Source organism: Treponema primitia ZAS-2 (assembly GCF_000214375.1).
GTDB classification, from domain to species: domain Bacteria; phylum Spirochaetota; class Spirochaetia; order Treponematales; family Breznakiellaceae; genus Termitinema; species Termitinema primitia.
In genome coordinates this window covers 2,801,912-2,826,161 of sequence record NC_015578.1, presented here as the reverse complement: position 1 = coordinate 2,826,161, position 24,250 = coordinate 2,801,912, and the positions used below count along the sequence as shown (strand labels likewise).

General features: G+C 52.2%; 37 protein-coding genes and 1 pseudogene. 34 read left to right on the top strand and 4 right to left on the bottom strand.

Going from position 1 to position 24,250, the window contains the following annotated elements; all coding sequences use genetic code 11:
• Nucleotides 1-46 precede the first annotated feature (46 nt).
• The 3 genes from TREPR_RS12265 to TREPR_RS12255 all read left to right on the top strand — a co-directional run bounded on the left by TREPR_RS12265 (nucleotide 47) and on the right by TREPR_RS12255 (nucleotide 3,726).
• Nucleotides 47-2,419 carry a beta strand repeat-containing protein gene (locus tag TREPR_RS12265; protein WP_169313425.1) on the top strand — a complete coding sequence of 791 codons (2,373 nt, stop codon included), beginning with the start codon at nucleotides 47-49 and terminating at the stop codon, nucleotides 2,417-2,419.
• A 182-nt stretch (nucleotides 2,420-2,601) separates the two neighbouring features.
• Complete coding sequence (locus TREPR_RS12260; RefSeq protein ID WP_041611178.1) at nucleotides 2,602-2,793, top strand: hypothetical protein; 192 nt, start codon at nucleotides 2,602-2,604, stop codon at nucleotides 2,791-2,793.
• Entirely contained in the window at nucleotides 2,794-3,726 is a 933-nt protein-coding gene (locus TREPR_RS12255; RefSeq protein WP_015708639.1) for a hypothetical protein, read from the top strand.
• A 425-nt stretch (nucleotides 3,727-4,151) separates the two neighbouring features.
• Here the strand turns inward: TREPR_RS12255 and TREPR_RS12250 are convergent, their stop codons facing one another.
• From TREPR_RS12250 to TREPR_RS12235, 4 genes are read right to left on the bottom strand one after another with little or no spacing between them, the layout of a single operon-like run.
• Nucleotides 4,152-5,219, bottom strand: a complete 1,068-nt coding sequence (locus TREPR_RS12250) for a polyamine ABC transporter substrate-binding protein (protein WP_015708637.1) — start codon at nucleotides 5,217-5,219, stop codon at nucleotides 4,152-4,154.
• Nucleotides 5,216-6,109, bottom strand: coding sequence for an ABC transporter permease (locus TREPR_RS12245; RefSeq protein WP_015708636.1), 894 nt, complete (start codon nucleotides 6,107-6,109; stop codon nucleotides 5,216-5,218). The genes TREPR_RS12250 and TREPR_RS12245 overlap by 4 nt, the downstream gene beginning before the upstream one ends.
• A complete protein-coding gene (locus tag TREPR_RS12240; protein WP_015708635.1) occupies nucleotides 6,106-7,011 on the bottom strand; it encodes an ABC transporter permease in 906 nt (301 codons plus the stop codon). Before TREPR_RS12240 ends, TREPR_RS12245 begins: the two co-directional genes overlap by 4 nt.
• A complete protein-coding gene (locus TREPR_RS12235) occupies nucleotides 7,008-8,249 on the bottom strand; it encodes an ABC transporter ATP-binding protein (protein ID WP_015708634.1) in 1,242 nt (413 codons plus the stop codon). Before TREPR_RS12235 ends, TREPR_RS12240 begins: the two co-directional genes overlap by 4 nt.
• 181 nt (nucleotides 8,250-8,430) lie before the next feature.
• On the opposite strand from TREPR_RS12235, the gene TREPR_RS12230 reads away from it, so the two are divergent.
• The 31 genes and pseudogenes from TREPR_RS12230 (at nucleotide 8,431) to rpsD (ending at nucleotide 24,244) form a co-directional block, all read left to right on the top strand.
• Nucleotides 8,431-8,685 carry a type II toxin-antitoxin system Phd/YefM family antitoxin gene (locus TREPR_RS12230; RefSeq protein ID WP_015708633.1) on the top strand — a complete coding sequence of 85 codons (255 nt, stop codon included), beginning with the start codon at nucleotides 8,431-8,433 and terminating at the stop codon, nucleotides 8,683-8,685.
• Complete coding sequence (locus TREPR_RS12225) at nucleotides 8,678-8,989, top strand: type II toxin-antitoxin system RelE/ParE family toxin (RefSeq protein ID WP_015708632.1); 312 nt, start codon at nucleotides 8,678-8,680, stop codon at nucleotides 8,987-8,989. Before TREPR_RS12230 ends, TREPR_RS12225 begins: the two co-directional genes overlap by 8 nt.
• Nucleotides 8,990-9,211: 222 nt before the next feature.
• Nucleotides 9,212-9,586, top strand: a complete 375-nt coding sequence (gene rpsL, locus TREPR_RS12220; protein ID WP_010259388.1) for a 30S ribosomal protein S12 — start codon at nucleotides 9,212-9,214, stop codon at nucleotides 9,584-9,586.
• A 10-nt stretch (nucleotides 9,587-9,596) separates the two neighbouring features.
• Nucleotides 9,597-10,067: a 30S ribosomal protein S7 gene (gene rpsG / locus TREPR_RS12215; RefSeq protein ID WP_015708631.1), complete on the top strand. Its 471-nt coding sequence runs from the start codon at nucleotides 9,597-9,599 to the stop codon at nucleotides 10,065-10,067.
• 613 nt (nucleotides 10,068-10,680) lie between these two features.
• Complete coding sequence (tuf, locus tag TREPR_RS12205) at nucleotides 10,681-11,871, top strand: elongation factor Tu (RefSeq protein WP_015708630.1); 1,191 nt, start codon at nucleotides 10,681-10,683, stop codon at nucleotides 11,869-11,871.
• Nucleotides 11,872-11,943: 72 nt separating this feature from the next.
• Complete coding sequence (gene rpsJ / locus TREPR_RS12200) at nucleotides 11,944-12,252, top strand: 30S ribosomal protein S10 (protein WP_015708629.1); 309 nt, start codon at nucleotides 11,944-11,946, stop codon at nucleotides 12,250-12,252.
• Between the two features lie 37 nt (nucleotides 12,253-12,289).
• On the top strand, nucleotides 12,290-12,910 hold the full coding sequence (gene rplC / locus TREPR_RS12195; protein WP_015708628.1) for a 50S ribosomal protein L3: 621 nt from the start codon (nucleotides 12,290-12,292) through the stop codon (nucleotides 12,908-12,910).
• 10 nt (nucleotides 12,911-12,920) lie between these two features.
• Nucleotides 12,921-13,592 carry a 50S ribosomal protein L4 gene (gene rplD / locus TREPR_RS12190; protein ID WP_015708627.1) on the top strand — a complete coding sequence of 224 codons (672 nt, stop codon included), beginning with the start codon at nucleotides 12,921-12,923 and terminating at the stop codon, nucleotides 13,590-13,592.
• Nucleotides 13,589-13,876: a 50S ribosomal protein L23 gene (locus tag TREPR_RS12185; RefSeq protein ID WP_015708626.1), complete on the top strand. Its 288-nt coding sequence runs from the start codon at nucleotides 13,589-13,591 to the stop codon at nucleotides 13,874-13,876. Before rplD ends, TREPR_RS12185 begins: the two co-directional genes overlap by 4 nt.
• Before the next feature lie 23 nt (nucleotides 13,877-13,899).
• A complete protein-coding gene (gene rplB, locus TREPR_RS12180) occupies nucleotides 13,900-14,730 on the top strand; it encodes a 50S ribosomal protein L2 (protein WP_015708625.1) in 831 nt (276 codons plus the stop codon).
• Nucleotides 14,731-14,739: 9 nt separating this feature from the next.
• Complete coding sequence (gene rpsS / locus TREPR_RS12175; RefSeq protein ID WP_015708624.1) at nucleotides 14,740-15,021, top strand: 30S ribosomal protein S19; 282 nt, start codon at nucleotides 14,740-14,742, stop codon at nucleotides 15,019-15,021.
• An 8-nt stretch (nucleotides 15,022-15,029) separates the two neighbouring features.
• Complete coding sequence (gene rplV / locus TREPR_RS12170; protein WP_015708623.1) at nucleotides 15,030-15,401, top strand: 50S ribosomal protein L22; 372 nt, start codon at nucleotides 15,030-15,032, stop codon at nucleotides 15,399-15,401.
• Entirely contained in the window at nucleotides 15,402-16,109 is a 708-nt protein-coding gene (gene rpsC / locus TREPR_RS12165) for a 30S ribosomal protein S3 (RefSeq protein WP_015708622.1), read from the top strand.
• Nucleotides 16,110-16,176: 67 nt separating this feature from the next.
• Nucleotides 16,177-16,602: a 50S ribosomal protein L16 gene (gene rplP / locus TREPR_RS12160; RefSeq protein WP_015708621.1), complete on the top strand. Its 426-nt coding sequence runs from the start codon at nucleotides 16,177-16,179 to the stop codon at nucleotides 16,600-16,602.
• A 13-nt stretch (nucleotides 16,603-16,615) separates the two neighbouring features.
• The gene (gene rpmC / locus TREPR_RS12155) at nucleotides 16,616-16,837 is read left to right on the top strand and encodes a 50S ribosomal protein L29 (protein WP_015708620.1); all 222 of its coding nucleotides are present in this window, start codon (nucleotides 16,616-16,618) and stop codon (nucleotides 16,835-16,837) included.
• 10 nt (nucleotides 16,838-16,847) lie between these two features.
• Entirely contained in the window at nucleotides 16,848-17,156 is a 309-nt protein-coding gene (gene rpsQ / locus TREPR_RS12150) for a 30S ribosomal protein S17 (RefSeq protein WP_015708619.1), read from the top strand.
• Nucleotides 17,157-17,170: 14 nt separating this feature from the next.
• Nucleotides 17,171-17,539, top strand: a complete 369-nt coding sequence (gene rplN / locus TREPR_RS12145) for a 50S ribosomal protein L14 (protein ID WP_015708618.1) — start codon at nucleotides 17,171-17,173, stop codon at nucleotides 17,537-17,539.
• A gap of 23 nt (nucleotides 17,540-17,562) precedes the next feature.
• Nucleotides 17,563-17,925: a 50S ribosomal protein L24 gene (gene rplX, locus TREPR_RS12140; protein ID WP_015708617.1), complete on the top strand. Its 363-nt coding sequence runs from the start codon at nucleotides 17,563-17,565 to the stop codon at nucleotides 17,923-17,925.
• Nucleotides 17,925-18,474: pseudogene (gene rplE / locus TREPR_RS12135) on the top strand (50S ribosomal protein L5). The gene rplX and the pseudogene rplE overlap by 1 nt, the downstream one beginning before the upstream one ends.
• Before the next feature lie 7 nt (nucleotides 18,475-18,481).
• Complete coding sequence (locus tag TREPR_RS18230) at nucleotides 18,482-18,667, top strand: type Z 30S ribosomal protein S14 (protein ID WP_010259349.1); 186 nt, start codon at nucleotides 18,482-18,484, stop codon at nucleotides 18,665-18,667.
• Between the two features lie 9 nt (nucleotides 18,668-18,676).
• Nucleotides 18,677-19,075, top strand: coding sequence for a 30S ribosomal protein S8 (gene rpsH, locus TREPR_RS12130; protein WP_015708615.1), 399 nt, complete (start codon nucleotides 18,677-18,679; stop codon nucleotides 19,073-19,075).
• A 10-nt stretch (nucleotides 19,076-19,085) separates the two neighbouring features.
• Nucleotides 19,086-19,625 carry a 50S ribosomal protein L6 gene (gene rplF, locus TREPR_RS12125; protein WP_015708614.1) on the top strand — a complete coding sequence of 180 codons (540 nt, stop codon included), beginning with the start codon at nucleotides 19,086-19,088 and terminating at the stop codon, nucleotides 19,623-19,625.
• 56 nt (nucleotides 19,626-19,681) lie between these two features.
• On the top strand, nucleotides 19,682-20,044 hold the full coding sequence (gene rplR / locus TREPR_RS12120) for a 50S ribosomal protein L18 (RefSeq protein ID WP_015708613.1): 363 nt from the start codon (nucleotides 19,682-19,684) through the stop codon (nucleotides 20,042-20,044).
• An 8-nt stretch (nucleotides 20,045-20,052) separates the two neighbouring features.
• Entirely contained in the window at nucleotides 20,053-20,580 is a 528-nt protein-coding gene (gene rpsE, locus TREPR_RS12115; protein ID WP_015708612.1) for a 30S ribosomal protein S5, read from the top strand.
• A gap of 2 nt (nucleotides 20,581-20,582) precedes the next feature.
• Entirely contained in the window at nucleotides 20,583-20,768 is a 186-nt protein-coding gene (gene rpmD, locus TREPR_RS12110) for a 50S ribosomal protein L30 (protein WP_015708611.1), read from the top strand.
• Complete coding sequence (rplO, locus tag TREPR_RS12105) at nucleotides 20,768-21,220, top strand: 50S ribosomal protein L15 (RefSeq protein WP_015708610.1); 453 nt, start codon at nucleotides 20,768-20,770, stop codon at nucleotides 21,218-21,220. The genes rpmD and rplO overlap by 1 nt, the downstream gene beginning before the upstream one ends.
• A complete protein-coding gene (secY, locus tag TREPR_RS12100) occupies nucleotides 21,220-22,548 on the top strand; it encodes a preprotein translocase subunit SecY (protein WP_015708609.1) in 1,329 nt (442 codons plus the stop codon). The genes rplO and secY overlap by 1 nt, the downstream gene beginning before the upstream one ends.
• A gap of 102 nt (nucleotides 22,549-22,650) precedes the next feature.
• Nucleotides 22,651-22,764: a 50S ribosomal protein L36 gene (rpmJ, locus tag TREPR_RS18225; protein WP_010259325.1), complete on the top strand. Its 114-nt coding sequence runs from the start codon at nucleotides 22,651-22,653 to the stop codon at nucleotides 22,762-22,764.
• A gap of 8 nt (nucleotides 22,765-22,772) precedes the next feature.
• Nucleotides 22,773-23,138, top strand: a complete 366-nt coding sequence (rpsM, locus tag TREPR_RS12095) for a 30S ribosomal protein S13 (protein ID WP_015708608.1) — start codon at nucleotides 22,773-22,775, stop codon at nucleotides 23,136-23,138.
• Between the two features lie 27 nt (nucleotides 23,139-23,165).
• Nucleotides 23,166-23,549 carry a 30S ribosomal protein S11 gene (gene rpsK / locus TREPR_RS12090; RefSeq protein WP_015708607.1) on the top strand — a complete coding sequence of 128 codons (384 nt, stop codon included), beginning with the start codon at nucleotides 23,166-23,168 and terminating at the stop codon, nucleotides 23,547-23,549.
• A gap of 59 nt (nucleotides 23,550-23,608) precedes the next feature.
• Nucleotides 23,609-24,244: a 30S ribosomal protein S4 gene (gene rpsD / locus TREPR_RS12085; protein WP_015708606.1), complete on the top strand. Its 636-nt coding sequence runs from the start codon at nucleotides 23,609-23,611 to the stop codon at nucleotides 24,242-24,244.
• The last annotated feature ends 6 nt before the right edge of the window (nucleotides 24,245-24,250 follow it).

The following is a 24,250-nucleotide window of genomic DNA, read 5'->3' as shown; positions in this document are numbered from 1 at the left end:
TTTTAAGTGACTGGCAGTGGTAGACCGCATTATAAGGGGAATTGGCATGAAGAAGAACAAATTGATTGTGACGGGAGTCTTGGCAGCATTGTTGACAGTAGGGCTGGTTTTGGCAGGCTGTGATAACGGCACCACCACACCCACACCTGTACCGGAGCCTACGCCTGTACCGGAACCTACGCCTGTACCGGAACCTACGCCGGAGGCTCTAGCCATGGCTATTCAGTTGGCTGCGGACATCAACGCCATAAAACCGGGAAGCGCGGAGGCGAACAGTGCCACCGTAAAAATTACCGGCAGGGTAGGCGTCACCGACCTCACCGTGCCCGTTGGCGTTACCCTTGATGTTACCGATGTTTCGGGCGACCCCTCTGCGGCCATCTTGCTGCACGATGTGACATTGACCGTGAACGGTACGTTGAACGCCACCAGTAACGCAATCCGTTTGGAAGATACCGCAAGTTGGGGGATCATCAACGGGAGCGGGACCATCTACCTGAAGGGCAAGGGCTACCTCCTCGAAGCCCGCGGTAATAAAAATGTTGATAACCGGAAACTTACCCTTGACGGCGTTAGGCTGGTCGGACGGGAAGACAACGACAACTCATTGGTAAGGGTGGGTGCAGGCGGCGAGTTTGTCTTGAAAAGCGGCGCGATTACGGGCAACACCACTACCGGCCATGGCGGCGGTGTGTCCGTGTATAAAAGTAGTTATACTAATAAGTCCGGCGAGACGGTGGAGGGCAGCGGGAAGTTCACCATGGAAGGCGGCACGATAAGCGGCAACAACGCCACCAACCACTCCGGTGGCGGGGTGAAGGTCAACGAAAACGGTACCTTCATCATGAAGAGCGGCACGATAAGCGGCAACAACGCCATCGGTGAAGGCGGCGGTGTAGATATCTGGATGGGAACCTTCACCATGGAAGACGGCACGATAAGCGATAACACAGCCACCACCGGTAGCGGCGGCGTGCAAGTCGGCGAAAACGCAGTCTTCACCATGGAGGGCGGTACGATAAGCAGCAACGCATCCACCGAATCGAGCGGCGGCGGGGTGGAAGCCTGGAAGGGAACCTTCACCATGAAGAACGGTACGATAAGCGGCAACACAGCCCGGGACAGCGGCGGGGTGAGCGTCGGTGATACCGCAATCTTCACCATGGAAGGCGGTACGATAAGCGACAACACGGCCACCGAATGGGGTGGCGGTGGGGTGGAAGTCTATAAAGGAACCTTCACTATGAAGAATGGTACGATAAGCGGCAATACGGCCAATAACGATGGTGGCGGCGGGGTGTTTGTCAACAGAGACGCAATCTTCACCATGGAATACGGTACGATAAGCGGCAACACAGCCAAGTACAGCGGCGGTGTGAGGATCGAGAATGGAACCTTCATCATGGAAGACGGTGAGATAAGTGGTAATACGGCTATCGATTATCAAGGCGGCGGGGTGCGGATCGATGGAACCGGAACCTTCACCATGAAAGGCGGTGCAATAAGCGGTAATACGGCCAATCATGAAGGCGGCGGCGGGGTGTGTGTCGACGACGAAAACGGAACCTTCACCATGAAGGGCGGTACGATAAGCGGTAACAAAGCCCTCGAAGCGGGCGGCGGCGGGGTAGGTGTCAACAAGGGAACCTTCACCATGTCAGGCACTGCGGTCATCAGCGGCAACACAGCCAGGGAAGGCGGCGGTGTGATGGTGAATGACAATAGTACTTTCACCATGAACGACAACGCCACGGTCAAAGATAACACCGCCACCACAACCGGCTCTGATGAGGCGAGGGCGGGAGGTGTACTCGCAAGAGGCATTTTCATTATGAACGACAACGCCACGGTCGAGGGCAACACCGCCATCGCAACCGGCTCTGGTGAGGCGATGGCGGGAGGCGTACGCGCAAGCGGCACTTTTACCATGAACAACAGCGCCTCGGTCAAAGACAACACCGCAACCAGCCCTGTCAAGGTCCATGGCGGCGGCGTGGTCGTAGACGCCGGTACTTTCACCATGAACAACAGTGCCACGGTTAAAGGCAACCACGCCACCACAACCGGCTCTGTCAGCGGCGAGCACGGCATTGGCAACGCCGAGGGGGGCGGCGTGGTCGTGAGCGGCACTTTCATCATGAAGGATACCACTATGGTTGCGGGCAACACCGCCACATGCAACACTAACATGGCCGAGGGTGGCGGCGTGGAGATGGATGGTGGCGTTTTCACCCTGTCTGGCGGCACGGTCTACGGCGACAGCAACCACGGAGTGGATCCAAGCCTTGCCAACACCGTTACGTCTGTCAACGGTAATACCCGCGGCGCAGCGGTGTATGGCCACAACGGCACAGTAAACAACATCACACTTACCGAGAATGAGGGTATAGCCGCGAGTGACACGATGCACATGCCGTAATGGTATCAACTGACTTGGAAAAAGGCGCCTGATGCTAAGATAGAGGGAGGCGGGCGGCAATTGCACAAATTTTCCGTATTGATTATGTTATTTCCATGTTTCCAGGCAAAATCACCCCATTTGGGAGCCCGTGTAGCGGATTGCAGTCGGCGGGACATAAAAACCGCAAAGGAGTTGTTCACATGAAGAATAAGTTTATTGTAATGGGAATGTTAGCAGCGTTACTGACATTCGGTTTAGTTTTGTCAGGGTGCGGAGATGACGGTTCAAACAAGACCCCATGGGCATACCCTCCGGGGCCCTCGGCTGCGGAGCAGTTCCGTGACACCCTCAACGCCCTTTATCCGGGCAAAGTCGCAGTAGTGGGCGCGTAAGTGGCCACCCTTACTAACCTGACCCTTGCCGACGATGTCAGCGTTCCTTCCGGCGTTACCCTTGTGGTCTCCGATGGCAATACCCTGACAGTGAATACCGGGAAGACCCTGGACCTTACCGGCGGTTCCCTCGCTCTAATGAACAATGCTACCTTCACCGTGAATGGCACGGTAAATGCAAAATCCACCACAAGCGAAACCAGCTACGGAATTGTCATAGTACCAGGGGAAACAACGGCAGCCGCCACCATTAACGGGAGCGGCATAATCCATTTGACAACTCCGGGCATCCTCCTTGCCGTCTCGGCCGGGCAGAAACTTACCCTTTCGGGTACTGTTATCCTTGACGGGCTTACCACTGATACAAACTACCCCGGAACATCCATACCCTATCCTACAGGGATTGGCGGCGACCCAATAAACAACACCTACAGTTTAATTTTTGTCGGAGGCGAATTGAATATGCAGGGCGGAACTATTACCGGCAATTACAACTCCGATACTAGTCAACGCGACGGCGGCGGCGTAGAAATCAATAAAGCTGAATCCGGTAACGGCGTTGCCAGGTTCACCATGTCAGGGGATGCAAAAGTGTCCGGCAATAAAGCCGCCCAGGGCGGCGGCGGCGTGAATGTCTGCCAAGGCGGGACATTCATCATGAACGGCGGCACAGTGTCGGGCAATAGCGCCGCCTACGCCGGCGGCGTGCGTGTAGAACCTGGTAATAGCGGCGCAGTCACTACCTTCACCATGATCGGCGGAACGGTCTACGGTTCGGGTGAAATTGCTCCTAACGCCAATAGAGCAACTGGCTGGGGTGCTTCGCTCGGTAAACGCAATGGCGGCACTGCGCAATATGGCAACTTAGCGCCTATTGCGCTGGATGAAAGCAGCGGCAGAGGCACCAGCACCACCCTCACCGGACATAACTAAGAAGGTAACACGGCATGTCGAAAAGCGTGCCTGTCACCTTTTAGCCGGTTGGGACTAAGCGCCGGCGTCATTTTCTGAATAGCAACAAAAAGGCGGTAGGGGTTGGACCCTGCCGCCTTTTTTGTCTATGAAAGGTCAACGCAAAGGCGTACCCGTGCTAAACATTCCGGCATGTGATCCCGTAGACCTCCATCAAACCATCCCGATATGCGATACCTGTTTCCCCATGTTGACCATGTCACCGGGAGGGGCGGGGATGCCTCTGGGGGCGTCTATGGAATTCCCCGCCGTAGCAGACTCGCGAAGCGAGGCTGACGGAGGCGGACTCAACATGTTAGCCCCCAGAGGCATCCCCCCCCCCCCCCCCCCCCCCCCCCCCCCCCCCCCCCCCGGTGAATGAGCCGCCTTGTTTAAACAGCGACCGCCTATTCCCTCCCCGCAGCAGTCTTAAACGCCGTCCATATCCGGCTATGCTCTTCCTCTGCCGGCTCTTCAATGTTTTTGATAGTCTCCATGTTCACATTGAACCCCGCAGGCAGGGTGAGAAATTCCTTAAACTCCGCATCAATGTAGGGATCCGAAGCGGAGTAAGTGCTGTAGTAACCCAAGTACTCAAAGCACTCGGCGCCCCGCTGGGCATCCAGGATGTAGTTGAGGAAGGCGTGGGCAGCATCGCTGTTCGGGGCTTTGCTAGGGATGAAGGCCCCCATGATCCCGAATCCTATTCCCTCCTTGGGGAATACCACCTTCAGGCCGGGGTTCTCTAACTTGGCCTTGGTCACCTGGGAAGTATACATCACTGCGGTGGATATCTCTCCTGAGAGGAGATCGTCCTCCAGGAAATCGTCCTTGATCAACCGGATGTTCGGCGCCAGGGTAAGGAGCCGTTCACCGGCGGCGCGGATCACTGAAAGATCATTGGTGTTGTAACTCTGCCCCAGGGTCTTGAGCGCCAGACCGTTGATCACCCGGTAATTGCCGATAAGCCCCAGGCTGTTCCGGAGACTGCTGTCCCAGAGATCCCCATACCCCTGGATATCAAGCTTTACCTTTTGCGGATCGTAGACAATGGTCTGAACCCCGGCGCCGTAGGGGACCGTGTACTCATCATTCGGATCGTAAAACTGTTTCTGATAGCTGGGGTTGATATTGCCGTAGTTGGACAGTTTTGCTTTGTCCAGTTTTTGTGCCAGCCCCTGGGCAACTACGGTTTCAATAATATAATCATCGGCGATGATCAGATCGTAGTCTCCGCCCTTGGCTGTTTCTAGCTTGGTCAGCATGGTTTCGTTTTCATCAAAGTTGACATAGTTGATCGTATACCCTGTTTCTTTTTCAAACCCGTCGAGTATCTCCTGGGGGAACATTTCGGTCCAAGTATAGATGGTAAGCCGTTTTTGGGCTTTGGCGTCCCGGGACCCGCCGGCGTACACCGTGGTGAGAGCTCCCAGCGCCAAAGCCAGGACCGTGAGGGAAACTAATAATCGTTTCATTGTTTTTCTCCTTTTGTTTCTTTCCGAAATATTTTCTCGTCCCCTATGGGACGTTGCGTTCCTGTTGGCGTGCGGGCAAAGTAAGCTGAACAAAGACAGAGCAGCGCCGTGACGGCGAAGATCAAAGTACAGAGGGCGTTGGTTTTTGGGGTGACCCCGGTTTTTATCTGGGAATAGATCCTGATAGGCAAAGTATTAGTATTGGGCCCGGTAACAAAAACACTGACGATCACATCGTCAAAACTCATGGCAAAGGAAAGCAGCGCCCCGGAAATTACCGCCGGCAGTATTAGTGGCAGGGTAATATCATAGGCGGCCCGCCATTCCCCAGCCCCCAGATCCCGGGCGGCCTCCACATAACTTTTATCCAGCCCGGAAAGCCGGGCCTTTACCAAAAGGTACACATAGGGTATGCAGAAACAGGTGTGGGCTATAACCAGGGTCAGCATACCCAGGGGCAGCCCCAGCAGGGCAAAGAAGGCCAGGGAAACCATGCCCAGGATTATTTCGGGTATCATGATGGGCAGGGTCGAAAGGTATTCCATAATTTTACTGAACACCCATACTATTTCCCCGCGCCCCCTATTTCTGCCCGGTATCTTCACCACCTCTCTCTTCACTCTGCTTGATCCCAGAGCCCCCAAGGTTCCTATCACTGCGGCGGACAAACTGGCAAGCAGTCCCAGGACTACGCTGTTCCGCAGTGCCGTGAACATGGCCCGGTCCCGGAAAAGCTCCTCATACCACCGGAAGCTGAATCCGTCCCACACCGAAGACAGCCTGCTGGCATTGAAGGAATAGATTATCACCAGCAGTATAGGTATATACATGATGAGTAAAATAACTACGATATAAATTTTAGGCGCTGATAGCTTTGCTGCGTTTTTCATACCAGCCCCTCCAGGTCCCCGCTCCCCCCAAGGGATCGGGCAAGACGCCGGTATAGGGAAATAAACACCGTGGTCATCACCATCAGTACCACGCTCAGTGCTGCTGCGAAGGGCCAGTCGTGGGCTCTCATCAACTGTTCATGGATCAGGTTCCCCACCAATACCACCTTGTTGCCCCCCAGTATATCTGCGATAAAGAAGAGCCCCATGGAGGGTATGAAGGTAAGTACTACGCCGGAAAACAGCCCCGGCATAGTCAGGGGCAGGCTCACCGTAAAGAAGGCCCGGGCTGCCGAGGCGCCCAAATCCCTGGCCGCTTCCACCAGTTCCCAGTCCAGTTTTTCTGCGCTGGCATACACCGAGTAGATCATGAAGGGAACCAATGCGTAAATCATCCCGGTTACCACCGCAGGATACGTGTAGAGCAGTTTCAGAGGTTCTTGGATAATGCCCAGGGCCATCAGTATGCGGTCCAGGGTCCCGTTAGCCCGGAATACGATGATCCACCCATAGAGCCGCATCAGGGAACTGGTCCAGAAAGGTATGATCACCAGCAGCATCACCCGGTTTCGCCATACCGGCCTCAGCCGTGCCATAAAGTATCCAAAGGGGTACCCGATTAAGACAACCATGGCGGTACTGAACAGGGCCAGCTGTATGGACTGACTGAAAGTCCCCGCATATTCCGGAATCCCTATGCGCCGGTAATTCCGCAGGGTAAATTCCGCCGCCACCCCCCAGGCCCCCTCCCGGTGCATAAAGCTCAGGGCAACCATGTACAGCAAAGGCCCCACCACAAAAGCCAGGGTAAAAAGGTACATAGGCAGCAACGCTACTTGCAACGTAGTTCCCCGCGCAATGAAGGTCCCCGAAGCCCGTGGCAAACCCTTGCGGCGGCTCATATCTGGTTCTCCCGGTCCGCAATAACCGCCTGCCCAGGCTTGGCCGGATTCGCCCGGTCCACAATAACCGCCTGTCCAGGCTTGGCCCAATTCGCCCGTACCCGCTGCCCAGCCTCTAGCAGCGAATCTATCCCCTGCCTGCTGGCGCAAATCTCTGTCCTGTCCTCCAGCGCCGCGCTTATCCGCAGCTGCCCCCCGGCAAAGCTCTTCTCAGTAACCTGAGCCTCCAGCCCTTCCTCCCTGCTGCCGCCGTTTCCCGGCAAAACCGGTTCCAAGATCAAGTACTCAGACCGCACCGCCAGGGTCAGTTCCTGCCCCGGGGCAATAGGCTCCCCATTATTCTTAACCCAGGCCCAGCCGTCAGGCCGCTCAAAGGTAATAATCTCTCCCGCCCCATCTGTCTCCCGTATCTTTCCTGCTTTGTCAGTCTCCCCCGACTTGTTGTCCATGGTTAAATTTTGATTTCCCGAAACTACCCCCGCCCGTCCCCGCAGTATATTAGCATTCCCCACAAACTGGGCCACATAGCTGGTTTTCGGCCTGTCGTAAATCTCCGTGGCTGAACCAATCTGCTCAAAGCGTCCTTCCCGCATCACCGCGATACGGTCCGACATGGTCAGGGCCTCCTCCTGATCATGGGTTATATATATGAAGGTAATGTTCAATTGCCGTTGCAGCCGTTTCAGTTCTGTCTGCATTTGCCGACGCAGCCGCAGGTCCAGGGCCCCCAAAGGCTCATCCAGAAGCAGCACCTTAGGACGGTTCACCAGAGCCCGGGCCACTGCCACCCGCTGCCGCTGCCCCCCGGAAAGCTCCCCGGGCAGTCGTTTCCCGTATCCCCCAAGCTGGACCAGGTCCAGGGCCTCTGCCACGGTCCCCCTTATCTCATCCTTAGGCCGGCCTTTCAGCCGCAGACTGTACCCGATATTTGATTCCACGTTCATATGGGGGAAAAGCGCATAATTCTGAAACACCATGTTAACGTCCCGTTTATTAGGCGCCAGGTCCGTCACATCCTCCCCGGAAAGGAACACCCGCCCCGCATCGGCCTTTTCAAGCCCCGCAATGATCCGCAGGGTAGTAGTTTTTCCGCACCCCGAGGACCCCAGGAGGGTGATAAATTCCCCAGCCATCACCGTAAGGCCTATACCACGTAAAACCGGCGTATCCCCAAAGGACTTCTCAATTCCCTCCAAACGCAATAATTCCTGACCGTCCACAGCTTCCTTTCGTAACATACTGATATTAACAATATAAAAATAGTAGGTTTTCCTTAAAGTCTAGGTTTCAAGCCCTGCAATGTCAATATAGCGCCTGAGTGGAATTGCTTTAGGAAACCATAACCCTGCCTATTGCTGTTTCGCGGCTTGACATTCTGATAAAATATTGATAATATTATGATAATTGGAGTGCCTATCTATGATTCAAATCAGGCCGGTATCAGACTTGCGGAACAAATTCCCGGAGATAGAGACCCTCGTTAACGAGGGGGAGCCAGTGTATTTAACCAAAAACGGCCACGGCGCAATGGTGGTCTTAAACCTTGAAAAATATGCGGAACTTACAAACGATATTGAGATAAAACTCGACGAAGCCGATCACGCCGCCGAAGTCTCAGATCTGCGGTATACCCACGAGGAAGTATTCGGGCGGCTAAAGCGAAAACATGGATAAAAAATGCCGCTTGCGGTACTTACCCCTCTTTGAGCAGGACTTGGCCGCCGCAAGGGATTATATTGCGATAAAATTGCAAAATCCAGTCGCCGCCGAACGGCTTGTTGAAGAAACAGAGAAAGCGATAAAAGAGCGCCTTTTCGCGCCACTATCCTTTAAAGCATATAACTCGATCAAAGACCGAAAACATAAATACTATCGTATCTATGTAAAAAATTATGCCGTCTTTTATGTTGTTATTGATGATGTAATGGAAATTCGCCGTTTTATCTACTCAAAGAGGGACATTGACAATTTGATATAATCCTCACGCCCCGCTCAATTTTTGCAATTTTTCCCCTAATTTCACCAAAACCCCCTTGCCTTTCCCCATCACTTTCTGATACATTCTTTTAAGTCCTTGTCTCATAGGATTTTTATAGCGGTTGGTAAAAAATTGCTAAAAACCGCTTGACTATTTTTTATGTTTTTGCTAGAGTGGCTTACCTAATCGAAGGCCTTTTGAATTTAAGGGAGTTTTTAGTACATGCCAACAATTAACCAGCTGGTTCGCTTTGGACGGCAGCAAGTTACCTCCAAAACGAAGTCTCCTGCTCTTCAATCTTGTCCCCAGAAACGCGGGGTTTGTACCCGTGTGATGACGGTTACCCCGAAAAAGCCGAATTCTGCCCTTCGGAAGGTTGCCCGTGTGCGCCTTTCCCATGGTACGGAAGTAACCGCCTATATCCCCGGCATTGGTCATAATCTCCAGGAACACTCGGTGGTCCTGGTCCGTGGTGGCCGGGTTAAGGACCTTCCCGGTGTCCGTTACCATATTATCCGGGGCGCCAAGGATACCCTGGGCGTAGAAGACCGCAAGCGCAGCCGTTCAAAGTACGGCGCCAAGCGGCCTAAGGCGTAAGGGGGTAATCATGGGACGCAAAAAAAAGACCGTGGATCGGGGTATTTTACCGGATCCTAAGTACAATAGTGTGGTGGTTTCCAAGTTTGTGAACCGTATGATGTGGCAGGGTAAACGTTCGGTTGCTTTGCGGATAGTTCATGATGCCCTGGGTACCCTTCAGGCAAAGGCCGACAAGGAGCCCCTGGAAGTTTTCCTAAAGGCTATCGAAAACGTAAAGCCCAATGTTGAAGTTAAGTCCCGGCGGGTCGGGGGCGCCACCTACCAGGTTCCTATTGAAATTCGGGAATCCCGGCGGGAAGCCCTGGGTATGCGCTGGCTTATTAATGCGGCCCGGGCGCGGTCCGGTCATGGCATGGATGAACGGCTTGCAGCGGAAATCCTGGATGCGTATAATAATACCGGTACCGCCTTCAAGAAGAAGGAAGATACCCATAAAATGGCAGAAGCTAATAAGGCTTTCGCTCATTATAGGTGGTGAGAAAAATCCTTTGGATTTTTCTTTGGAGAATCCAATAAATTGGATTCTCCAGGAAGATGGAATGGTTCGGGCCTAGCCCGGAATGGTTATTTGAAATAAAAATCCGGCAGTTTTAATTGCCGGATGATGATTACCGCGCCGTGCGGATTATCGGGAGGTGGCAGGAGTTCTGTTGCAGAAAATAGTCTATTGCTCGTCGATAGCAAAATGATTGATGAGGGCGGCGTGGAAGTCTCGATAACCTGGAGCAGTCTGCTCAAAGGGTTATTGTCCAAACCGATCATCAGGTGGCTTGGCGGGGCGTTGAAAAATTGGGTTTTTTCAATGGCTTTATGGATTGGGTTGATGAGGATCCTTGCGGATTCTCAGGATGAGATAGGTGGAACGGGACGGCTGGTACAGAAAAATCCCCTTTGGGTTTTTTGTAGGTACTTTCCTTTCGCTTCTTTATCCTGAATCAATTCTTTAACCCTCTGCTATAGGTACCGCTGTTAGCGGACTTATTTGTAAGTTTGCACTCTTTAGAGTGTTTAGCTATATTAGATAACCCCTTTTAAAGAGGGGGATAAATTGATTTTAATTGTGTACCTAATAAATGTAAGGAGGACACGTTATGGCAAAAGATAAGTTCAATCGAACAAAGATTCACATGAACGTCGGGACGATTGGTCACGTTGACCATGGTAAAACCACCCTCTCCGCTGCAATAACCATGCACTGCGGAAAGAAGTACGGCGACAAGGTCATGAAGTACGACGAAATCGACAATGCTCCGGAAGAAAAAGCCCGGGGTATTACCATCAATACCCGGCACCTGGAGTACCAGTCTGAGAAAAGGCACTATGCCCACATCGACTGCCCAGGACATGCTGACTACATCAAGAACATGATCACTGGCGCCGCCCAGATGGACGGGGCTGTCCTGGTTGTGTCCGCGCCGGATTCGGTTATGCCCCAGACCCGGGAACACATCATCCTGGCCCGCCAGGTCGGTGTGCCCAACATGATCGTATTCCTCAACAAGGTTGACCTGGTTGATGATCCTGAGCTGATCGAACTGGTTGAAGAAGAGGTTAAGGAAGTTCTTACCGCCAACGGGTTTCCCGGCGACAAGGTCCCCATCATCAAGGGTTCCGCTTTCAAGGCCATGACCGAACCGGACAATGCCGAGGCTACCAAGTGTATTGATGAACTTCTGGACGCCATGGATAGCTACTTCCCCGACCCGGTCCGGGAAGACGCCAAGCCCTTCTTGATGCCCATTGAAGATGTATTCACCATTCCTGGTCGTGGTACTGTAGTAACCGGCAAAGTGGAACGGGGTGTGCTCAAGCTGAACGAAGAAATTGAGATCGTCGGTATCCGGCCCACCAAGAAAACGGTTGTTACGGGTATTGAAATGTTCAATAAACTTCTTGATGATGCCCAGGCCGGGGATAACGTTGGTACTTTGCTCCGGGGCGTTGAAAAGAAAGAAGTTGAACGCGGACAGGTTTTAGCCAAGCCCGGTTCCATTACCCCCCACAGCAAGTTTAAGGCACAGATTTACTGTCTTTCCCAAGCGGAAGGTGGTCGTCACCGACCCTTCCTTTCCGGCTACCGTCCCCAGTTTTATTTCCGGACCACCGATATTACCGGTACCGTCAACCTCCCTGAAGGGAAAGAAATGGTTATGCCCGGAGATAACGCCGAGATTCAGGGCGAATTGATCCACCCCATTGCCATGGAAAAGGGTCTGCGTTTAGCTATCCGTGAAGGCGGCAAAACCGTCGCCTCCGGACAGGTTACGGAGATCATCGAATAACGGATGAGAGATTGGCTATAGGTTTTGTGTCCCGGCCAGCCGAAACACAAAACCTAAGCTATCGGAGGAATAATGGCTAAGGAACGAATTCGCGTACGGTTACGCGGTTTCGATGTAGAATTGATAGATCAGAGCGCGAAGTCCATCGTTCAAACGGTTCAGAAAGCGGGCGCCAAGGTCACCGGACCTATCCCCCTTCCTACCCGGATCAACAAGGTGACGGTGCTTCGTTCTCCCCATGTGAATAAAAAGGCCCGTGAGCAGTTCGAGATGCGCACCCATAAGCGGCTGATCGATATTATTAATCCTTCATCAGAAGTGATGGATTCTTTAATGAAGTTGGAACTGCCTGCGGGTGTGGATGTTGAGATAAAACAGTAGAAAGAATCTGCGGTTGAAAACCGCTTTGGAGTTTACTATGTTGGGGCTAATGGCCAAAAAAGTGGGCATGACGCAGGTTTTTGACGATGAGGGTAACCTTGTTCCGGTAACGGTTCTGAGGATTGATCCAAATGTTGTCGTTGCCCGGAAAACTGAGGAAAAGGACGGCTATTCCGCCGTGCTCCTCGGGGTTGATGATAAGAAAAAGAGCAGGGTGACCAAACCCTATGCCGGGCAGTTTTCGGAAAATATCAAGCCGAAAAAGAGCATCAAGGAATTTCGGAACTTTGAAAAAGAAGTTGCCGATGGTGATGAGCTGGGTATAGAAGTGTTTGAAGGGGTCCGGTACGTTGATGTAACCGGGGTGTCCAAGGGTAAGGGTATGGCAGGCGTTATCAAGCGCTGGGGCTTCAGCGGCGGCCGTGCTTCCCACGGTTCCAAGTTCCATCGGGAACCTGGTTCCACCGGGCAGTCCACCTATCCGGGCCGCACTTTCAAGAATATGAAGCTGCCAGGCCACATGGGATGGGAGCAGGTAACGGTTCTCAGCCTGAAGCTTATCAAGGTTGATACGGAAAACAGGCTTATCATGGTGCGCGGCGCCGTCCCGGGGATCAATAAGGGTCTCGTGGTGGTCAGAGCTGCGGTGAAGAAGTAGCGGGGAAACAATGAATCGGAAAGTGTATTCCAAGGATGGCAAAGAACTTCGCGACATAGAACTGGATGACGCCGTATTCGGCCTTCCGGTCAACGAAGATCTTATCTGGTACGCCATCAACAATGAACTTGCCAATAAACGGCTGGGCACCGCCAGTACCAAGGATCGGGGCGAAGTCCACGGATCCAATGCCAAGCCCTATAAGCAGAAGGGCACCGGCCGCGCCCGTAGGGGTGATAAAAAATCTCCTATTATGGTAGGCGGTGGGGTTGTTTTCGGGCCTAGGCCCCGGGATTTCTCCTATGCCATTCCGAAAAAGGCCAAGCGCCTTGCCCTGAAGACCATTCTGAGCCTGAAAGCCCAGAGCGATACCCTTAAGGTGGTGGAGGATTTTTCCATCGACTCAGGGAAAACCAAGGAGCTTGCGGGGTTGCTGAAAAATTTCGGTGGCCATGAGCGGACTGTGGTAATTCTTAAGGATGATGATCCTGAACTCCGGCAAGTCGGGGCCAAACTCCGGCAGGCTGGGGCCAATATTCCCTGGCTCAGTTTCCTTGCTTATAACCGTTTGAGAGCCCATGACCTGTTTTATGGACGCAAGGTTATTGTTTTGGAAAGTGCTGCGAAAAGTCTTTGTAGTTTTTATACCAGCGATGAGACGCCTGGGGAGGCCGCTGAATGACCATCTATGAAAAAGTTCTTATTGAACCGGTGCTTTCCGAAAAGGCTAATACCTTGCGGGAAGAAGGTAAATATGTTTTTAAGGTCGATCCTTCGGCCACAAAAATAGAAATAAAAGAAGCGATCCGCAGGCTCTTTAAGGTCCACCCTATTGCCTGTTCGGTTATGGTGGTCGCCGGTAAGCCCAAACGGCAGCGGAACCGGTCCGGGCATACTTCGCCTTGGAAGAAGGCGATTGTCCGCCTTCCCAAGGGCGAGAAGATCAGTATTTTTGAGGGCGTGTAGGCCGAAGGAAGCAGGGGAAATATATGGGAATTAAAACGTATAAACCGATAACAGCTGGGATGCGCCAATGGCAGAGCCTGGATTATTCGGAGCTCACCAAACATGTGACGCCTGAAAAATCCCTCACCTCAGGGCGCCCGGAAAAAGCCGGCCGGGACTCCAACGGGCGCATCAGCGTCTGGCATAAGGGTGGCGGGCACAAGCGCCGCTACCGGACCATTGACTTTAAACGGGACAAACTCGGCATTCCCGGCAAGGTCGCTACTATTGAATACGATCCGAACCGGAGCGCCAATATTGCTTTGATAAACTATGTTGACGGTGAAAAGCGGTACATCCTTGCCCCTAAGGGGCTTGTAGCAGGGGTCTCTATTATAAGCGGTCCCGAAGCGCCCATTGAAGCCGGTAATGCCTTGCCCTTGGAGAATATTCCCCTGGGCTTCACGGTCCACAACATTGAACTCACCCTGGGCCGGGGCGGTCAGTTGGCCCGTTCGGCCGGTTCCAGCGCCTTGGTTGCCGCAAAAGAGGGGGACTATGTTACCATTAAGCTCCCCTCCGGAGAGATGCGCATGGTCTTCAAGAAGTGCTATGCCACCATCGGCGCCGTAGGGAACGAGGACCACATGAACGTGCAACTCGGTAAAGCGGGCCGCAAACGCTGGCTGGGGGTGCGTCCCACAGTACGCGGTATGGCCATGAACCCCGTCGATCACCCCCATGGTGGCGGCGAGGGAAAGAACAAGGGTATTCATCCGGTCAGTCCCTGGGGACAACCCACCAAGGGTTTCAAGACACGGAATAAGCATAAGCCTTCAACACGGTTTATCGTAAGCCGCGGTAAGAAAAAGTAGGAGAGAAGGGTGTCAAGATCCATTAAGAAAGGGCCCTTTATTGAAAAGAGCCTCTATAAGAAAGTGCTGGAAATGAGCAAGGCCGGGGACCGGAGGATGATTAAGACCTATTCCCGTTGTTCTACTATTATTCCTGAAATGGTTGGGGGAACCATATCCGTGTATAACGGTAAAAACTGGGTTCCCGTGTACATTACGGAAAACCTGGTAGGCCATAAGCTGGGCGAATTTTCCCCCACCAGGATATTCCGGGGCCATGCGGGTTCGGATAAGAAAGCTTCCAAAGGGTAGGATGATATATGGAAACGAAAAAAGTAAAGTCCGGTTATAGGGCCATATCCAAATTCCTCCTTGCCTCACCCTATAAGGTTAGGCCCGTGGCGGACCTTATCCGCCGCAAGCCCTATCCCGAAGCTATGTCAGTACTCGAAAATATTCCTCACAAGGGCGCTAGGCTCCTTCGCAAGACCGTAAAGTCCGCAGCCTCCAATGCCCTGAATGCTAACAAGCAGCTTGATGAGGATATGCTCTACGTAAGGGAAATTCTGGTTGATGAGGGCCCCCGAATGAAGCGGATCTGGTTCCGCGCCCGGGGAAGGGCGGATATGCTTCTGAAAAGAATGTGCCACATTACCGTGGTAATTGATGAGACAAATAAGGCGGGGAAATAAATGGGACAAAAAGTTAATCCTATTGGATTGCGGATTGGTATCAATAGAACCTGGTCTTCACGGTGGTATGTGGATCCAAAAGAATACGCCAATACCCTGCATGAGGATTTAAGACTCCGTAAGTTCATCGTTAATATGTCTGAAACCAAGGGTTCCGATATTGCGGAGCTGGAGATCATCCGGCACCCCCAGCGGATCACCATTGTTATCCATACTGCCCGTCCCGGGGTTATCATCGGCATCAAGGGCGCGAATATCGAAAAGATCGGCGCGGAGCTTCAGAAGCACGTGACCAAGAAGATACAGATCAAGATAAAAGAAGTCCGGAATGCGGACAACAATGCCCAGATCGTGGCCCAGAATATCGCCCGCCAGCTTTTAGCCCGGGGCAGTTTCCGGCGCACCATGAAACAGGCAATTTCCAACGCCATCAAAAAGGGTAATGCCCAGGGCGTAAAGGTCAGGCTTTCCGGTCGTCTCGGAGGTGCAGAAATGTCCCGCACCGAGGAAGCCAAGGAAGGACGCATCCCCCTGCATACCCTGCGGGCGGATATCGACTACGGTTTTGCGGAAGCCCATACCACCTTCGGCGCTATCGGCGTCAAAGTCTGGGTTTATAATGGAATGAAATACGGCAAGGAACAGAAAGAAGACGCAGGCGTTCTTGTCCGGAAGCGGCAGCGGGATCGTGCCCCTGCGAGGAATTAGTGTGAATCTTCGATTCACTTCGATTGGTTTTGCGGCTAAAAGTCGCGTGGAAAGAGGTTAATTAAGTATGCTTAGTCCTAAACGTGTAAAACATCGGAAAGTACAGCGCGGTAATATGCCCGGGAATGCAACCCGTGGAAACACCGTGGCATTCGGCGAATTTGCTCTGGTGTCCCTGGATCGTATGTGGATCACCAATCGGCAGATCGAGGCCGCCCGTATCGCCATGAACCGCCATGTAAAACGTGGTGGGAAACTCTGGATACGGATCTTCCCGGATAAGCCCTATTCCAAGAAGCCTGCGGAAACCCGCATGGGTAAAGGAAAAGGCGCTCCGGAATATTGGGTCGCAGTGGTAAAGCCCGGGACAGTTATGTTCGAGCTTGGGGGTATTGAGAAAGCCCTGGCGGAAGAAGCGATGAAATTGGCGGGAGCCAAACTCCCAATAAAGACCAAGTTTGTTGCTCGCTCTGATTTTGAGCTTGGCGCATAGGCGGGAGGCGATTATGAGGAATTCTTTTAAGAATCTAAGCTTCGCTGAACTTAAGGCTAAGCGGGATGAGCTCAACAGAAAGTATATGGAACTCCGGTTCCAGATGGTTATCGGCCATGTGGAAAACCCGCTCCAGAAACGGACCATGCGTCGGCAAGTTGCCCGGCTCAATAGCATGATTCGGGCTCAGGAAATAACGCAAGCGAAAGAAAGTATCCTTGCGGCGAAGGCATAAGGAGTAGATGATGGCAGATCAGGCTGTATCGCAAGAAGCTTCGCCGGAAGTACCGGTTGTATCTAAAGTAAGAAGCGGTAAAAAAGAATTTGTAGGGATTGTGAAAAGCGATAAGATGAGTAAAACTATTGTGGTCGCCGTTGAAACTAAGACCCTGCATCCCTTGTATAAAAAGTATGTTAACCGGACTAAGAAGATCAAGGCTCATGATGAAACTAATGACGCCAAGATCGGAGACCGGGTGCGGGTTGTGGAATGTCGCCCTATCAGTAAAGAAAAATGCTGGAAACTTGCGGCAGTTCTGGAACGGGCGCGCTAAGGAGTGTGTGAAAAATGATCCAGGTGGAATCTTACCTGAACGTGGCTGACAATTCAGGCGCCAAGATTGTGCAGTGTATTAAGGTATTGGGCGGTTCTAAACGGAAATACGCCAGTATCGGTGATATAATTGTGGTGGCCGTTAAGGATGCCCTCCCAACGTCGACCATCAAAAAGGGTACCGTTGAAAAGGCAGTAGTGGTGCGTACCCATAAGGAGTACCGCAGGCCCGATGGCACCTATATCCGGTTCGACGATAATGCCTGTGTCATTATCGATGCGAATTTGAATCCCAAGGGCAAACGTATTTTCGGGCCCGTAGCCCGGGAACTGCGGGAGAAGGATTACATGAAAATTGTATCCCTTGCTCCCGAGGTTCTGTAGGCTGCGGAAATTAGGAGAAAGGTATGGCTGAAGCAGCGCAAGATGCAACGAAGTTCCCAGCGCATAAATTTAAGCTGAAAAAAGATGATACCGTCCAGATCATTGCCGGAAAAGATAAGGGCAAGCGTGGACGTATCCTCAAGATACTCCGGGACAAGGACCGGGTCGTCGTGGAAGGGGCTAATATCGTAAAGAAAGCCCAGAAACGCCGGAACCAGCAGGACCGGGGGGGAATTGTGGAATTGGAAGCGGCGATCCACAGCAGTAATGTGATGATCGTCTGTAAAAAATGCGGACCCACCCGGATAGGGTATAAACTTGAGGTGAATCCCGATTCAAAGGTCACCAAAACCCGGGTCTGCAGAAAATGCGGAGAGGCGTTATAATGAAGAACTACGAACCGCGGCTTAAGAAGATTTACCGGGAACAGGTTGCCCCGGACTTTTCAAGAGTTCGGCTATAAGTCGCCCATGCAAACACCGAAACTGGACAAGATCATTGTCAGCATGGGGGTAGGCGAGGCTCTTCAAAACAAGAAATTCCTGGATGCGGCCATTGATGATCTAACCCTCATCACGGGCCAGAAAGCGGTCAAAACCAAGGCCCGCAAGAGTATTGCTAACTTCAAGATCCGGGAAGGCCAGGAGATTGGCGCCAAGGTTACCCTCCGGGGGACCATGATGTACGAGTTTCTGGACCGCCTGGTGAATGTGGCACTCCCCCGTGTTAAGGACTTCCGGGGGGTGAATCAGAATGCCTTTGACGGTCACGGGAATTATTCCCTCGGTATCACCGAGCAGATTATTTTCCCGGAGATCGATTTTGATAAAATTGAACGGGTATCAGGACTGAACATAGCCATCGTCACAACGGCGAAGACTGACGCGGAGGCCAAGGCCTTCCTCGCCAAGTTCGGCATGCCCTTTAGGAAGTGAGGTATACATGGCAAGAAAAGCGATGATTATCAAGGCGCTGCGGACGCCTAAGTATAAGACCAGAAAAGTTAACAGATGCCGTATCTGCGGACGGGCCAGGGGCTATCTGCGGAAATATGAGATGTGCCGCCTTTGCTTCCGCAAGCTTGCAAGCGAAGGGCTTATACCCGGCGTCACTAAATCCAGTTGGTAGGAGAAAAGGATGAGCGTTTCTGATCCCGTGGCGGATATGCTGACCAAGATCCGGAATGCCGGAATGGCAAAGCATGAAAAAGTTGATATTCCTACCTCGAAACTGAAACTTGAGATCGTCAAGATCTTAAAAACCGAAGGGTATATCAAGAATTTTAAGAAGGTTAACCAGGAAGGTAGTAATACTATTCGGGTATTCCTTAAGTATGATGAACAGACCGGCCCGGTTATTCACGGCATTGAAAAGGTGTCCAAACCCGGACGACGGGTTTACATGGGCTATAAAAATATGCCCAGAGTATACAACGGTTACGGTACCCTCATTGTTTCAACATCCGTGGGGGTAACCACCGGAAAAAAAGCCGCCGAGAAAAAAGTCGGCGGAGAAGTCATCTGTACCGTTTGGTAAGAGGAAAACTATGTCGCGTATCGGAAAAATACCGGTTAAGGTTCCTGCGGGGGTAAAGGTCAGTTTTCAGGATGAGCTGATAACTGTGGAAGGCCCTAAGGGAAAATTGACCCAGAAGTACCACACGGTGGTAAGTTTTGTGCCCACCGATGGGTCTATCCAGGTGAATAGGGCCAACGATGAAAAGCAGACCAAGGCCTACCACGGCCTGTACCGAAATCTGCTTAATAACATGGTCATCGGAGTTTCAACCGGGTTTACCCGGTCCCTGATCATCACCGGGGTTGGGTACCGTGCCGAAGTGCAGGGAAAGATCCTCGTTATGAACCTGGGTTACTCCAACGAGGTTCTGGTGGGCATCCCCGAGGACCTTGGAGTTGTCACAGAGCCTAACGGAAAACTCACCGTAAGCGGTGTGGATAAACAGCGGGTAGGTGAATTCGCCTCCCAGATTCGGAAGCTCCGGCTCCCCGAACCCTATAAGGGCAAGGGTATCCGGTATGATGACGAGCTAATCAGAAGAAAAGTCGGCAAGTCCGGCGTTAAATGAGAATCCTAAAAGATTCTTGAAACTCCCAAGGGAGTTTCTTCTAAGAGGAAAGTGCAATGTTGCGAAAAATGGTTGAAAAAGACAGAAAACGGAATAAGCGGAAGGTGCATATCCGCAAGCGCATAGCCGGTACCGCTGAGCGGCCCCGGATGAGTGTTGTCCGGAGCAATAAGTCCCTGTCTATCCAGATTATTGATGACGATAAGGGACATACCCTGGCTTCCGCCTCAACCCTGGAAAAGGAATTGAGGAATATCAAGGCCACTGTTGAAGGGGCCGGTCAGCTTGGGGAAGTACTGGGAAAACGGCTGCTTGAAAAGAATATCAAGGCCGTTGTTTTTGACAGAAACGGCTATTTGTATCACGGTCTGGTAAAGGCCATGGCCGATGGGACCCGGAAAGCCGGGATAGAGTTTTAGGGGGCGGAATGGAACATTCACGGGACAGAGATCGAAACCGGGACCGGGAGCCTGCGGAAAAAGAATTTATTGAAAAGCTGGTAAAACTGAACCGGACCGCCAAGGTTGTGAAGGGTGGTCGGCGTTTTTCCTTTTCCGCTCTTTCAGTAGTGGGTGACCGGAAAGGTAACGTGGGTTATGGTTTCGGTAAGGCCAATGACGTGTCCGAGGCAATCCGCAAGAGCATTGATAAGGCAAAGCGGAACATGGTCAAGCTTCCTACCAAAAACGGAACTATCCCCCATGAGATCCAGGGACTGTTCAAGGCTTCCCGGGTCCTCTTAAAACCCGCTTGCTCGGGAACCGGCATTATCGCCGGAGGGCCGGTGCGGGCCATCATGGAAGCCGGAGGGGTTACGGATGTGCTGAGCAAGTCCATCGGCGCCTCCAGCCAGTATAACGTAGTAAAGGCCACCTTTGACTGCATCAGTAAAATGATGGATGCCAAGGCGGTAGCCAAGAACCGGGGCAAGTCCCTGAATGAATTGTGGGGTTAAGCATGGCAGCGAAGATTAAAATCCGCCTGGTGCGTAGTGTCATCGGTTCCCTTCCCAAGCAGCGGGCTACGGTTCGTTCCCTGGGGCTGGGAAAGATAGGCTCCAGTACCGAGCAGGAAGCAAGTCCCGCAATTTTGGGGATGGTAAAAGCCGTTTCCCACTTGGTTTCGGTTGAGGAGATTAAGTAATGCACGATTTTGATTTACACGCCCCTGAGGGCGCCAATAAAAAGAAACGCATCATTGGCCGCGGCCAGGGTTCCGGAAGGGGAACCACCGCCGGCAAGGGCAATAAGGGGCAGCAGTCCCGCTCGGGTGGGAAGACCTATATCGGATTTGAAGGGGGCCAGATGCCCCTGTTCCGGCGCTTGGCCCACCGGGGTTTTTCAAACTACCCTTTCCGGAAAATTTTCCAGGTGGTAAATCTGGGAGAAATTGAGAAACGCTTTGAAAACGGCGAAACCGTTGATCCCGGTTCCTTGATCATCAAGGGACTTGCAAAGGGAAATGTGCCGGTGAAGATACTTGGGGATGGTGAATTTACCAAAAAACTTAACTTCAAAGTCGCAGCCCTTTCCGCTTCCGCGAAGGAGAAAATCCTGAAAGCCGGGGGCACCGTTGAAGGGGCAGGGAACGATTAATGGCTAATCCGCTGGTTGGAATTTTTAGGGTAAAGGAACTTAGGGAACGCCTTCTTTTTACCGCCCTGATGCTGATCGTTTTCCGGCTGGGAGCGGTACTTCCTATCCCGGGGATCAATGTTCGGGAATTAAACGCTTATTTCCTTTCCCAGCAGAATTCGGGAAACGCCATCATAGACTACCTTGACTTCTTTGCGGGGGGCGCTTTTTCCAATTTCTCGGTGTTCATGCTTGGGATCATGCCCTATATTTCAATGTCCATCATCATGCAGCTCCTTTTGATCGTCTTCCCAAAACTGAAGAAGATCTCCCAGGAAGAGGGGGGTAAGAAGAAGGTCCAGGCATATCAGCGTATCGGCACCGTGGTGGTCTGTCTTATCCAGTCCTTTGCGGTTACCCAGTATGCCCAGAGCATCTCCCGGAGTGTTGAGAACCTTCTCAGCCTTAATATCCTACCCTTTACCCTGTTGGCCATGCTCACCGTAACCACGGGAACCATGTTCCTCATGTGGATGGGGGAACAGATCACCAAGCGGGGTATTGGCAATGGCATTTCCCTCTTGATTTTTGCCGGTATCGTGGCCCGGCTTCCCCATGCCCTGTGGGAACTCTTCGGCAGGGTGCGGAACGGGGACCTGAACCTGGTCTTTGTGATCGTGGTCTTTATAATGTTTGTGGCTGTGGTTGCCCTGGTTATCTTTGAGCAGCAGGGGCAGCGGAAAATTCCCGTCCATTACGCCAAACGGGTGGTGGGTCGGAGGATGTACGGCGCCCAGAATACCTACATTCCCTTTAAGATTAACCCTTCCGGGGTTATTCCGGTAATCTTCGCCTCCTCCATCCTGACCTTCCCCCTCCAGATAGCCTCTACTATCGGGGGGAATGTGGCCTGGCTGGCGGCGGTTTCCCGGGCATTAAACCCCCGGGGCGCCTTGTACAATGTACTGTATGTGTTGCTCATCATCTTTTTCGCCTATTTCTATACCCAGGTAAGCTTGAATCCTATAGAAATAGCGAAAAACATCCGGGAAAATGGTGGTTCCATACCAGGGATTCGTACTGATAAAATTGAAGAATACCTTACCAGGATATTGAACCGGATTGTGCTCCCCGGTTCTCTCTACCTGGCGGTTATCGCTGTTTTGCCGACTATTGTTCAGCATTTGTTTAACTTCCCCTCTTCAATTTCGTATCTTATGGGGGGTACTTCACTGTTGATCTTGGTTGGGGTTGATTTGGATACCATGAGCCAGGTGGAGGCGCTGCTGAAAATGCACCACCATGAAGGTTTGACTAAACGAGGGCGCTTGCGGGGCCGGAATTTATAGCCCCGGCGTGGTCCGGTGCGGTGAGATTGACGAATTACAATAAATTCGTTTTAATAGATAGCTACCCTGTGGTTTATCCATGGGGTTATAGGGAGAAACGGGATGAAAGTCCGAACCAGTGTGAAACCGATTTGCGATAAATGCAAGGTGATTAAACGAAACGGCATTGTCCGTATCATTTGTCAGAATCCCAAGCATAAACAGAAGCAAGGCTAGGAGCGTCTATGGCACGTATAGCGGGGGTTGACCTCCCCAATAAGCATGTAAACATCGCGTTGACCTATGTCTACGGGATTGGCCGGTCCAGTGCAGATGAAATCTGCACCAAGGCGAAGATCGATCCCCAACGACTTATCAACGAACTGTCCCAGGAAGAACTGAATGAACTGCGGCAGCTCATTGAAAGTGACTATAAGGTGGAAGGCCGGCTGCGCACCGAAATAGCCCTGAATATCAAGCGGCTTATGGATATAGGCTGTTACCGGGGGCTCAGGCATCGTAAGGGCCTGCCCCTGCGAGGACAGCGGACCCGGACCAATGCTCGTACCCGGAAGGGTAAGAAAAAGACCGTGGCAGGGAAGAAGAAGTAATGTTGCATAATTATAGCGGAGGAAAGAGTGGCTGCTAATACGAAGAAGCGGAAAGAGAAAAAGTCCGTCTATGAGGGAAACGTATATATCCAGGCTACGTTTAATAATACCATTGTGACCATCACCGACCTGATGGGTAATGCTATTTCATGGGCAAGTTCCGGCGGTCTTGGCTTCCGGGGGGCGAAAAAATCGACTCCCTTTGCCGCCCAGACCGTAACTGAAACTGCTGCCCAGAAGGCGCTCCAGGTGGGGTTGCGGGAAGTGCATGTGTACGTAAAGGGTCCCGGCATCGGCCGGGAATCGGCGATCCGCCAACTCGGCGCCCTTGGTATTAAGGTAAAGTCCATCAATGACGTTACTCCGATTCCGCATAACGGCTGCAGGCCGCGGAAAACCCGCCGTATTTAACGGCAAGCCGCTTAAGGATTAATCCTTAAGCGGCCAGCATCTGAGGAGGAAAAGGAACTATGGCAAGATATACCGGGCCGGTTTGCCGGCTCTGCCGGGCGGAACAGAAAAAACTAATGCTCAAGGGGGATCGTTGTAAGAGCGATAAGTGCCCCGTTAATAAGAAGCGCCCCGCTCCTGGCAAGGATCCTAAAGCCCGGGCAGGGAAACGTTCCGATTACGGGGTACAGCTCCGGGAAAAGCAGAAGCTTAAGAGAATCTATGGAATGCAGGAGAAGCAGTTTAGCCTGTTCTTTGAACGAGCTCTGCGTATGCCCGGCATCACCGGTGAGAATCTGTTTATATTATTGGAACGCAGGCTGGACAATGTGGTGTACCGTCTGCGCTTCGCCACCAGTCGCAGTCAGGCCAGGCAGATTGTGCTTCACGGCCATGTGGTGGTGAACGGGAAAAGGGTTAATATCCCTTCCTATCTTGTACGGCCAGAGGATGTAATTGAAATTAAGGAACCTTCAAAAAATATGGTGATCATAAAAGAAGCCCTCAAGGAATTCGGCAAATCCGGGGTTATGCCCTGGCTGCAGCTTGATCCGGATGGCATGAAGGGAACCTTCCTTGCTTCTCCGCGACGCAGTGATATTACCGATTTGGCGGACATCAAAGAACAGATGATCGTCGAATTATATTCGAAATAAGGAGTT

What these genes read in the sequence shown, in the direction of transcription:
- TREPR_RS12265 (WP_169313425.1), top strand. Translation starts at nt 47, where the DNA reads ATGAAGAAGAACAAATTGATTGTGACGGGAGTCTTGGCAGCATTGTTG.
- TREPR_RS12260 (WP_041611178.1), top strand. Translation starts at nt 2,602, where the DNA reads ATGAAGAATAAGTTTATTGTAATGGGAATGTTAGCAGCGTTACTGACA.
- TREPR_RS12250 (WP_015708637.1), bottom strand. Translation starts at nt 5,219, where the DNA reads ATGAAACGATTATTAGTTTCCCTCACGGTCCTGGCTTTGGCGCTGGGA.
- TREPR_RS12245 (WP_015708636.1), bottom strand. Translation starts at nt 6,109, where the DNA reads ATGAAAAACGCAGCAAAGCTATCAGCGCCTAAAATTTATATCGTAGTT.
- TREPR_RS12240 (WP_015708635.1), bottom strand. Translation starts at nt 7,011, where the DNA reads ATGAGCCGCCGCAAGGGTTTGCCACGGGCTTCGGGGACCTTCATTGCG.
- TREPR_RS12235 (WP_015708634.1), bottom strand. Translation starts at nt 8,249, where the DNA reads ATGTTACGAAAGGAAGCTGTGGACGGTCAGGAATTATTGCGTTTGGAG.
- TREPR_RS12230 (WP_015708633.1), top strand. Translation starts at nt 8,431, where the DNA reads ATGATTCAAATCAGGCCGGTATCAGACTTGCGGAACAAATTCCCGGAG.
- TREPR_RS12225 (WP_015708632.1), top strand. Translation starts at nt 8,678, where the DNA reads ATGGATAAAAAATGCCGCTTGCGGTACTTACCCCTCTTTGAGCAGGAC.
- rpsL (WP_010259388.1), top strand. Translation starts at nt 9,212, where the DNA reads ATGCCAACAATTAACCAGCTGGTTCGCTTTGGACGGCAGCAAGTTACC.
- rpsG (WP_015708631.1), top strand. Translation starts at nt 9,597, where the DNA reads ATGGGACGCAAAAAAAAGACCGTGGATCGGGGTATTTTACCGGATCCT.
- tuf (WP_015708630.1), top strand. Translation starts at nt 10,681, where the DNA reads ATGGCAAAAGATAAGTTCAATCGAACAAAGATTCACATGAACGTCGGG.
- rpsJ (WP_015708629.1), top strand. Translation starts at nt 11,944, where the DNA reads ATGGCTAAGGAACGAATTCGCGTACGGTTACGCGGTTTCGATGTAGAA.
- rplC (WP_015708628.1), top strand. Translation starts at nt 12,290, where the DNA reads ATGTTGGGGCTAATGGCCAAAAAAGTGGGCATGACGCAGGTTTTTGAC.
- rplD (WP_015708627.1), top strand. Translation starts at nt 12,921, where the DNA reads ATGAATCGGAAAGTGTATTCCAAGGATGGCAAAGAACTTCGCGACATA.
- TREPR_RS12185 (WP_015708626.1), top strand. Translation starts at nt 13,589, where the DNA reads ATGACCATCTATGAAAAAGTTCTTATTGAACCGGTGCTTTCCGAAAAG.
- rplB (WP_015708625.1), top strand. Translation starts at nt 13,900, where the DNA reads ATGGGAATTAAAACGTATAAACCGATAACAGCTGGGATGCGCCAATGG.
- rplV (WP_015708623.1), top strand. Translation starts at nt 15,030, where the DNA reads ATGGAAACGAAAAAAGTAAAGTCCGGTTATAGGGCCATATCCAAATTC.
- rpsC (WP_015708622.1), top strand. Translation starts at nt 15,402, where the DNA reads ATGGGACAAAAAGTTAATCCTATTGGATTGCGGATTGGTATCAATAGA.
- rplP (WP_015708621.1), top strand. Translation starts at nt 16,177, where the DNA reads ATGCTTAGTCCTAAACGTGTAAAACATCGGAAAGTACAGCGCGGTAAT.
- rpmC (WP_015708620.1), top strand. Translation starts at nt 16,616, where the DNA reads ATGAGGAATTCTTTTAAGAATCTAAGCTTCGCTGAACTTAAGGCTAAG.
- rpsQ (WP_015708619.1), top strand. Translation starts at nt 16,848, where the DNA reads ATGGCAGATCAGGCTGTATCGCAAGAAGCTTCGCCGGAAGTACCGGTT.
- rplN (WP_015708618.1), top strand. Translation starts at nt 17,171, where the DNA reads ATGATCCAGGTGGAATCTTACCTGAACGTGGCTGACAATTCAGGCGCC.
- rplX (WP_015708617.1), top strand. Translation starts at nt 17,563, where the DNA reads ATGGCTGAAGCAGCGCAAGATGCAACGAAGTTCCCAGCGCATAAATTT.
- TREPR_RS18230 (WP_010259349.1), top strand. Translation starts at nt 18,482, where the DNA reads ATGGCAAGAAAAGCGATGATTATCAAGGCGCTGCGGACGCCTAAGTAT.
- rpsH (WP_015708615.1), top strand. Translation starts at nt 18,677, where the DNA reads ATGAGCGTTTCTGATCCCGTGGCGGATATGCTGACCAAGATCCGGAAT.
- rplF (WP_015708614.1), top strand. Translation starts at nt 19,086, where the DNA reads ATGTCGCGTATCGGAAAAATACCGGTTAAGGTTCCTGCGGGGGTAAAG.
- rplR (WP_015708613.1), top strand. Translation starts at nt 19,682, where the DNA reads ATGTTGCGAAAAATGGTTGAAAAAGACAGAAAACGGAATAAGCGGAAG.
- rpsE (WP_015708612.1), top strand. Translation starts at nt 20,053, where the DNA reads ATGGAACATTCACGGGACAGAGATCGAAACCGGGACCGGGAGCCTGCG.
- rpmD (WP_015708611.1), top strand. Translation starts at nt 20,583, where the DNA reads ATGGCAGCGAAGATTAAAATCCGCCTGGTGCGTAGTGTCATCGGTTCC.
- rplO (WP_015708610.1), top strand. Translation starts at nt 20,768, where the DNA reads ATGCACGATTTTGATTTACACGCCCCTGAGGGCGCCAATAAAAAGAAA.
- secY (WP_015708609.1), top strand. Translation starts at nt 21,220, where the DNA reads ATGGCTAATCCGCTGGTTGGAATTTTTAGGGTAAAGGAACTTAGGGAA.
- rpmJ (WP_010259325.1), top strand. Translation starts at nt 22,651, where the DNA reads ATGAAAGTCCGAACCAGTGTGAAACCGATTTGCGATAAATGCAAGGTG.
- rpsM (WP_015708608.1), top strand. Translation starts at nt 22,773, where the DNA reads ATGGCACGTATAGCGGGGGTTGACCTCCCCAATAAGCATGTAAACATC.
- rpsD (WP_015708606.1), top strand. Translation starts at nt 23,609, where the DNA reads ATGGCAAGATATACCGGGCCGGTTTGCCGGCTCTGCCGGGCGGAACAG.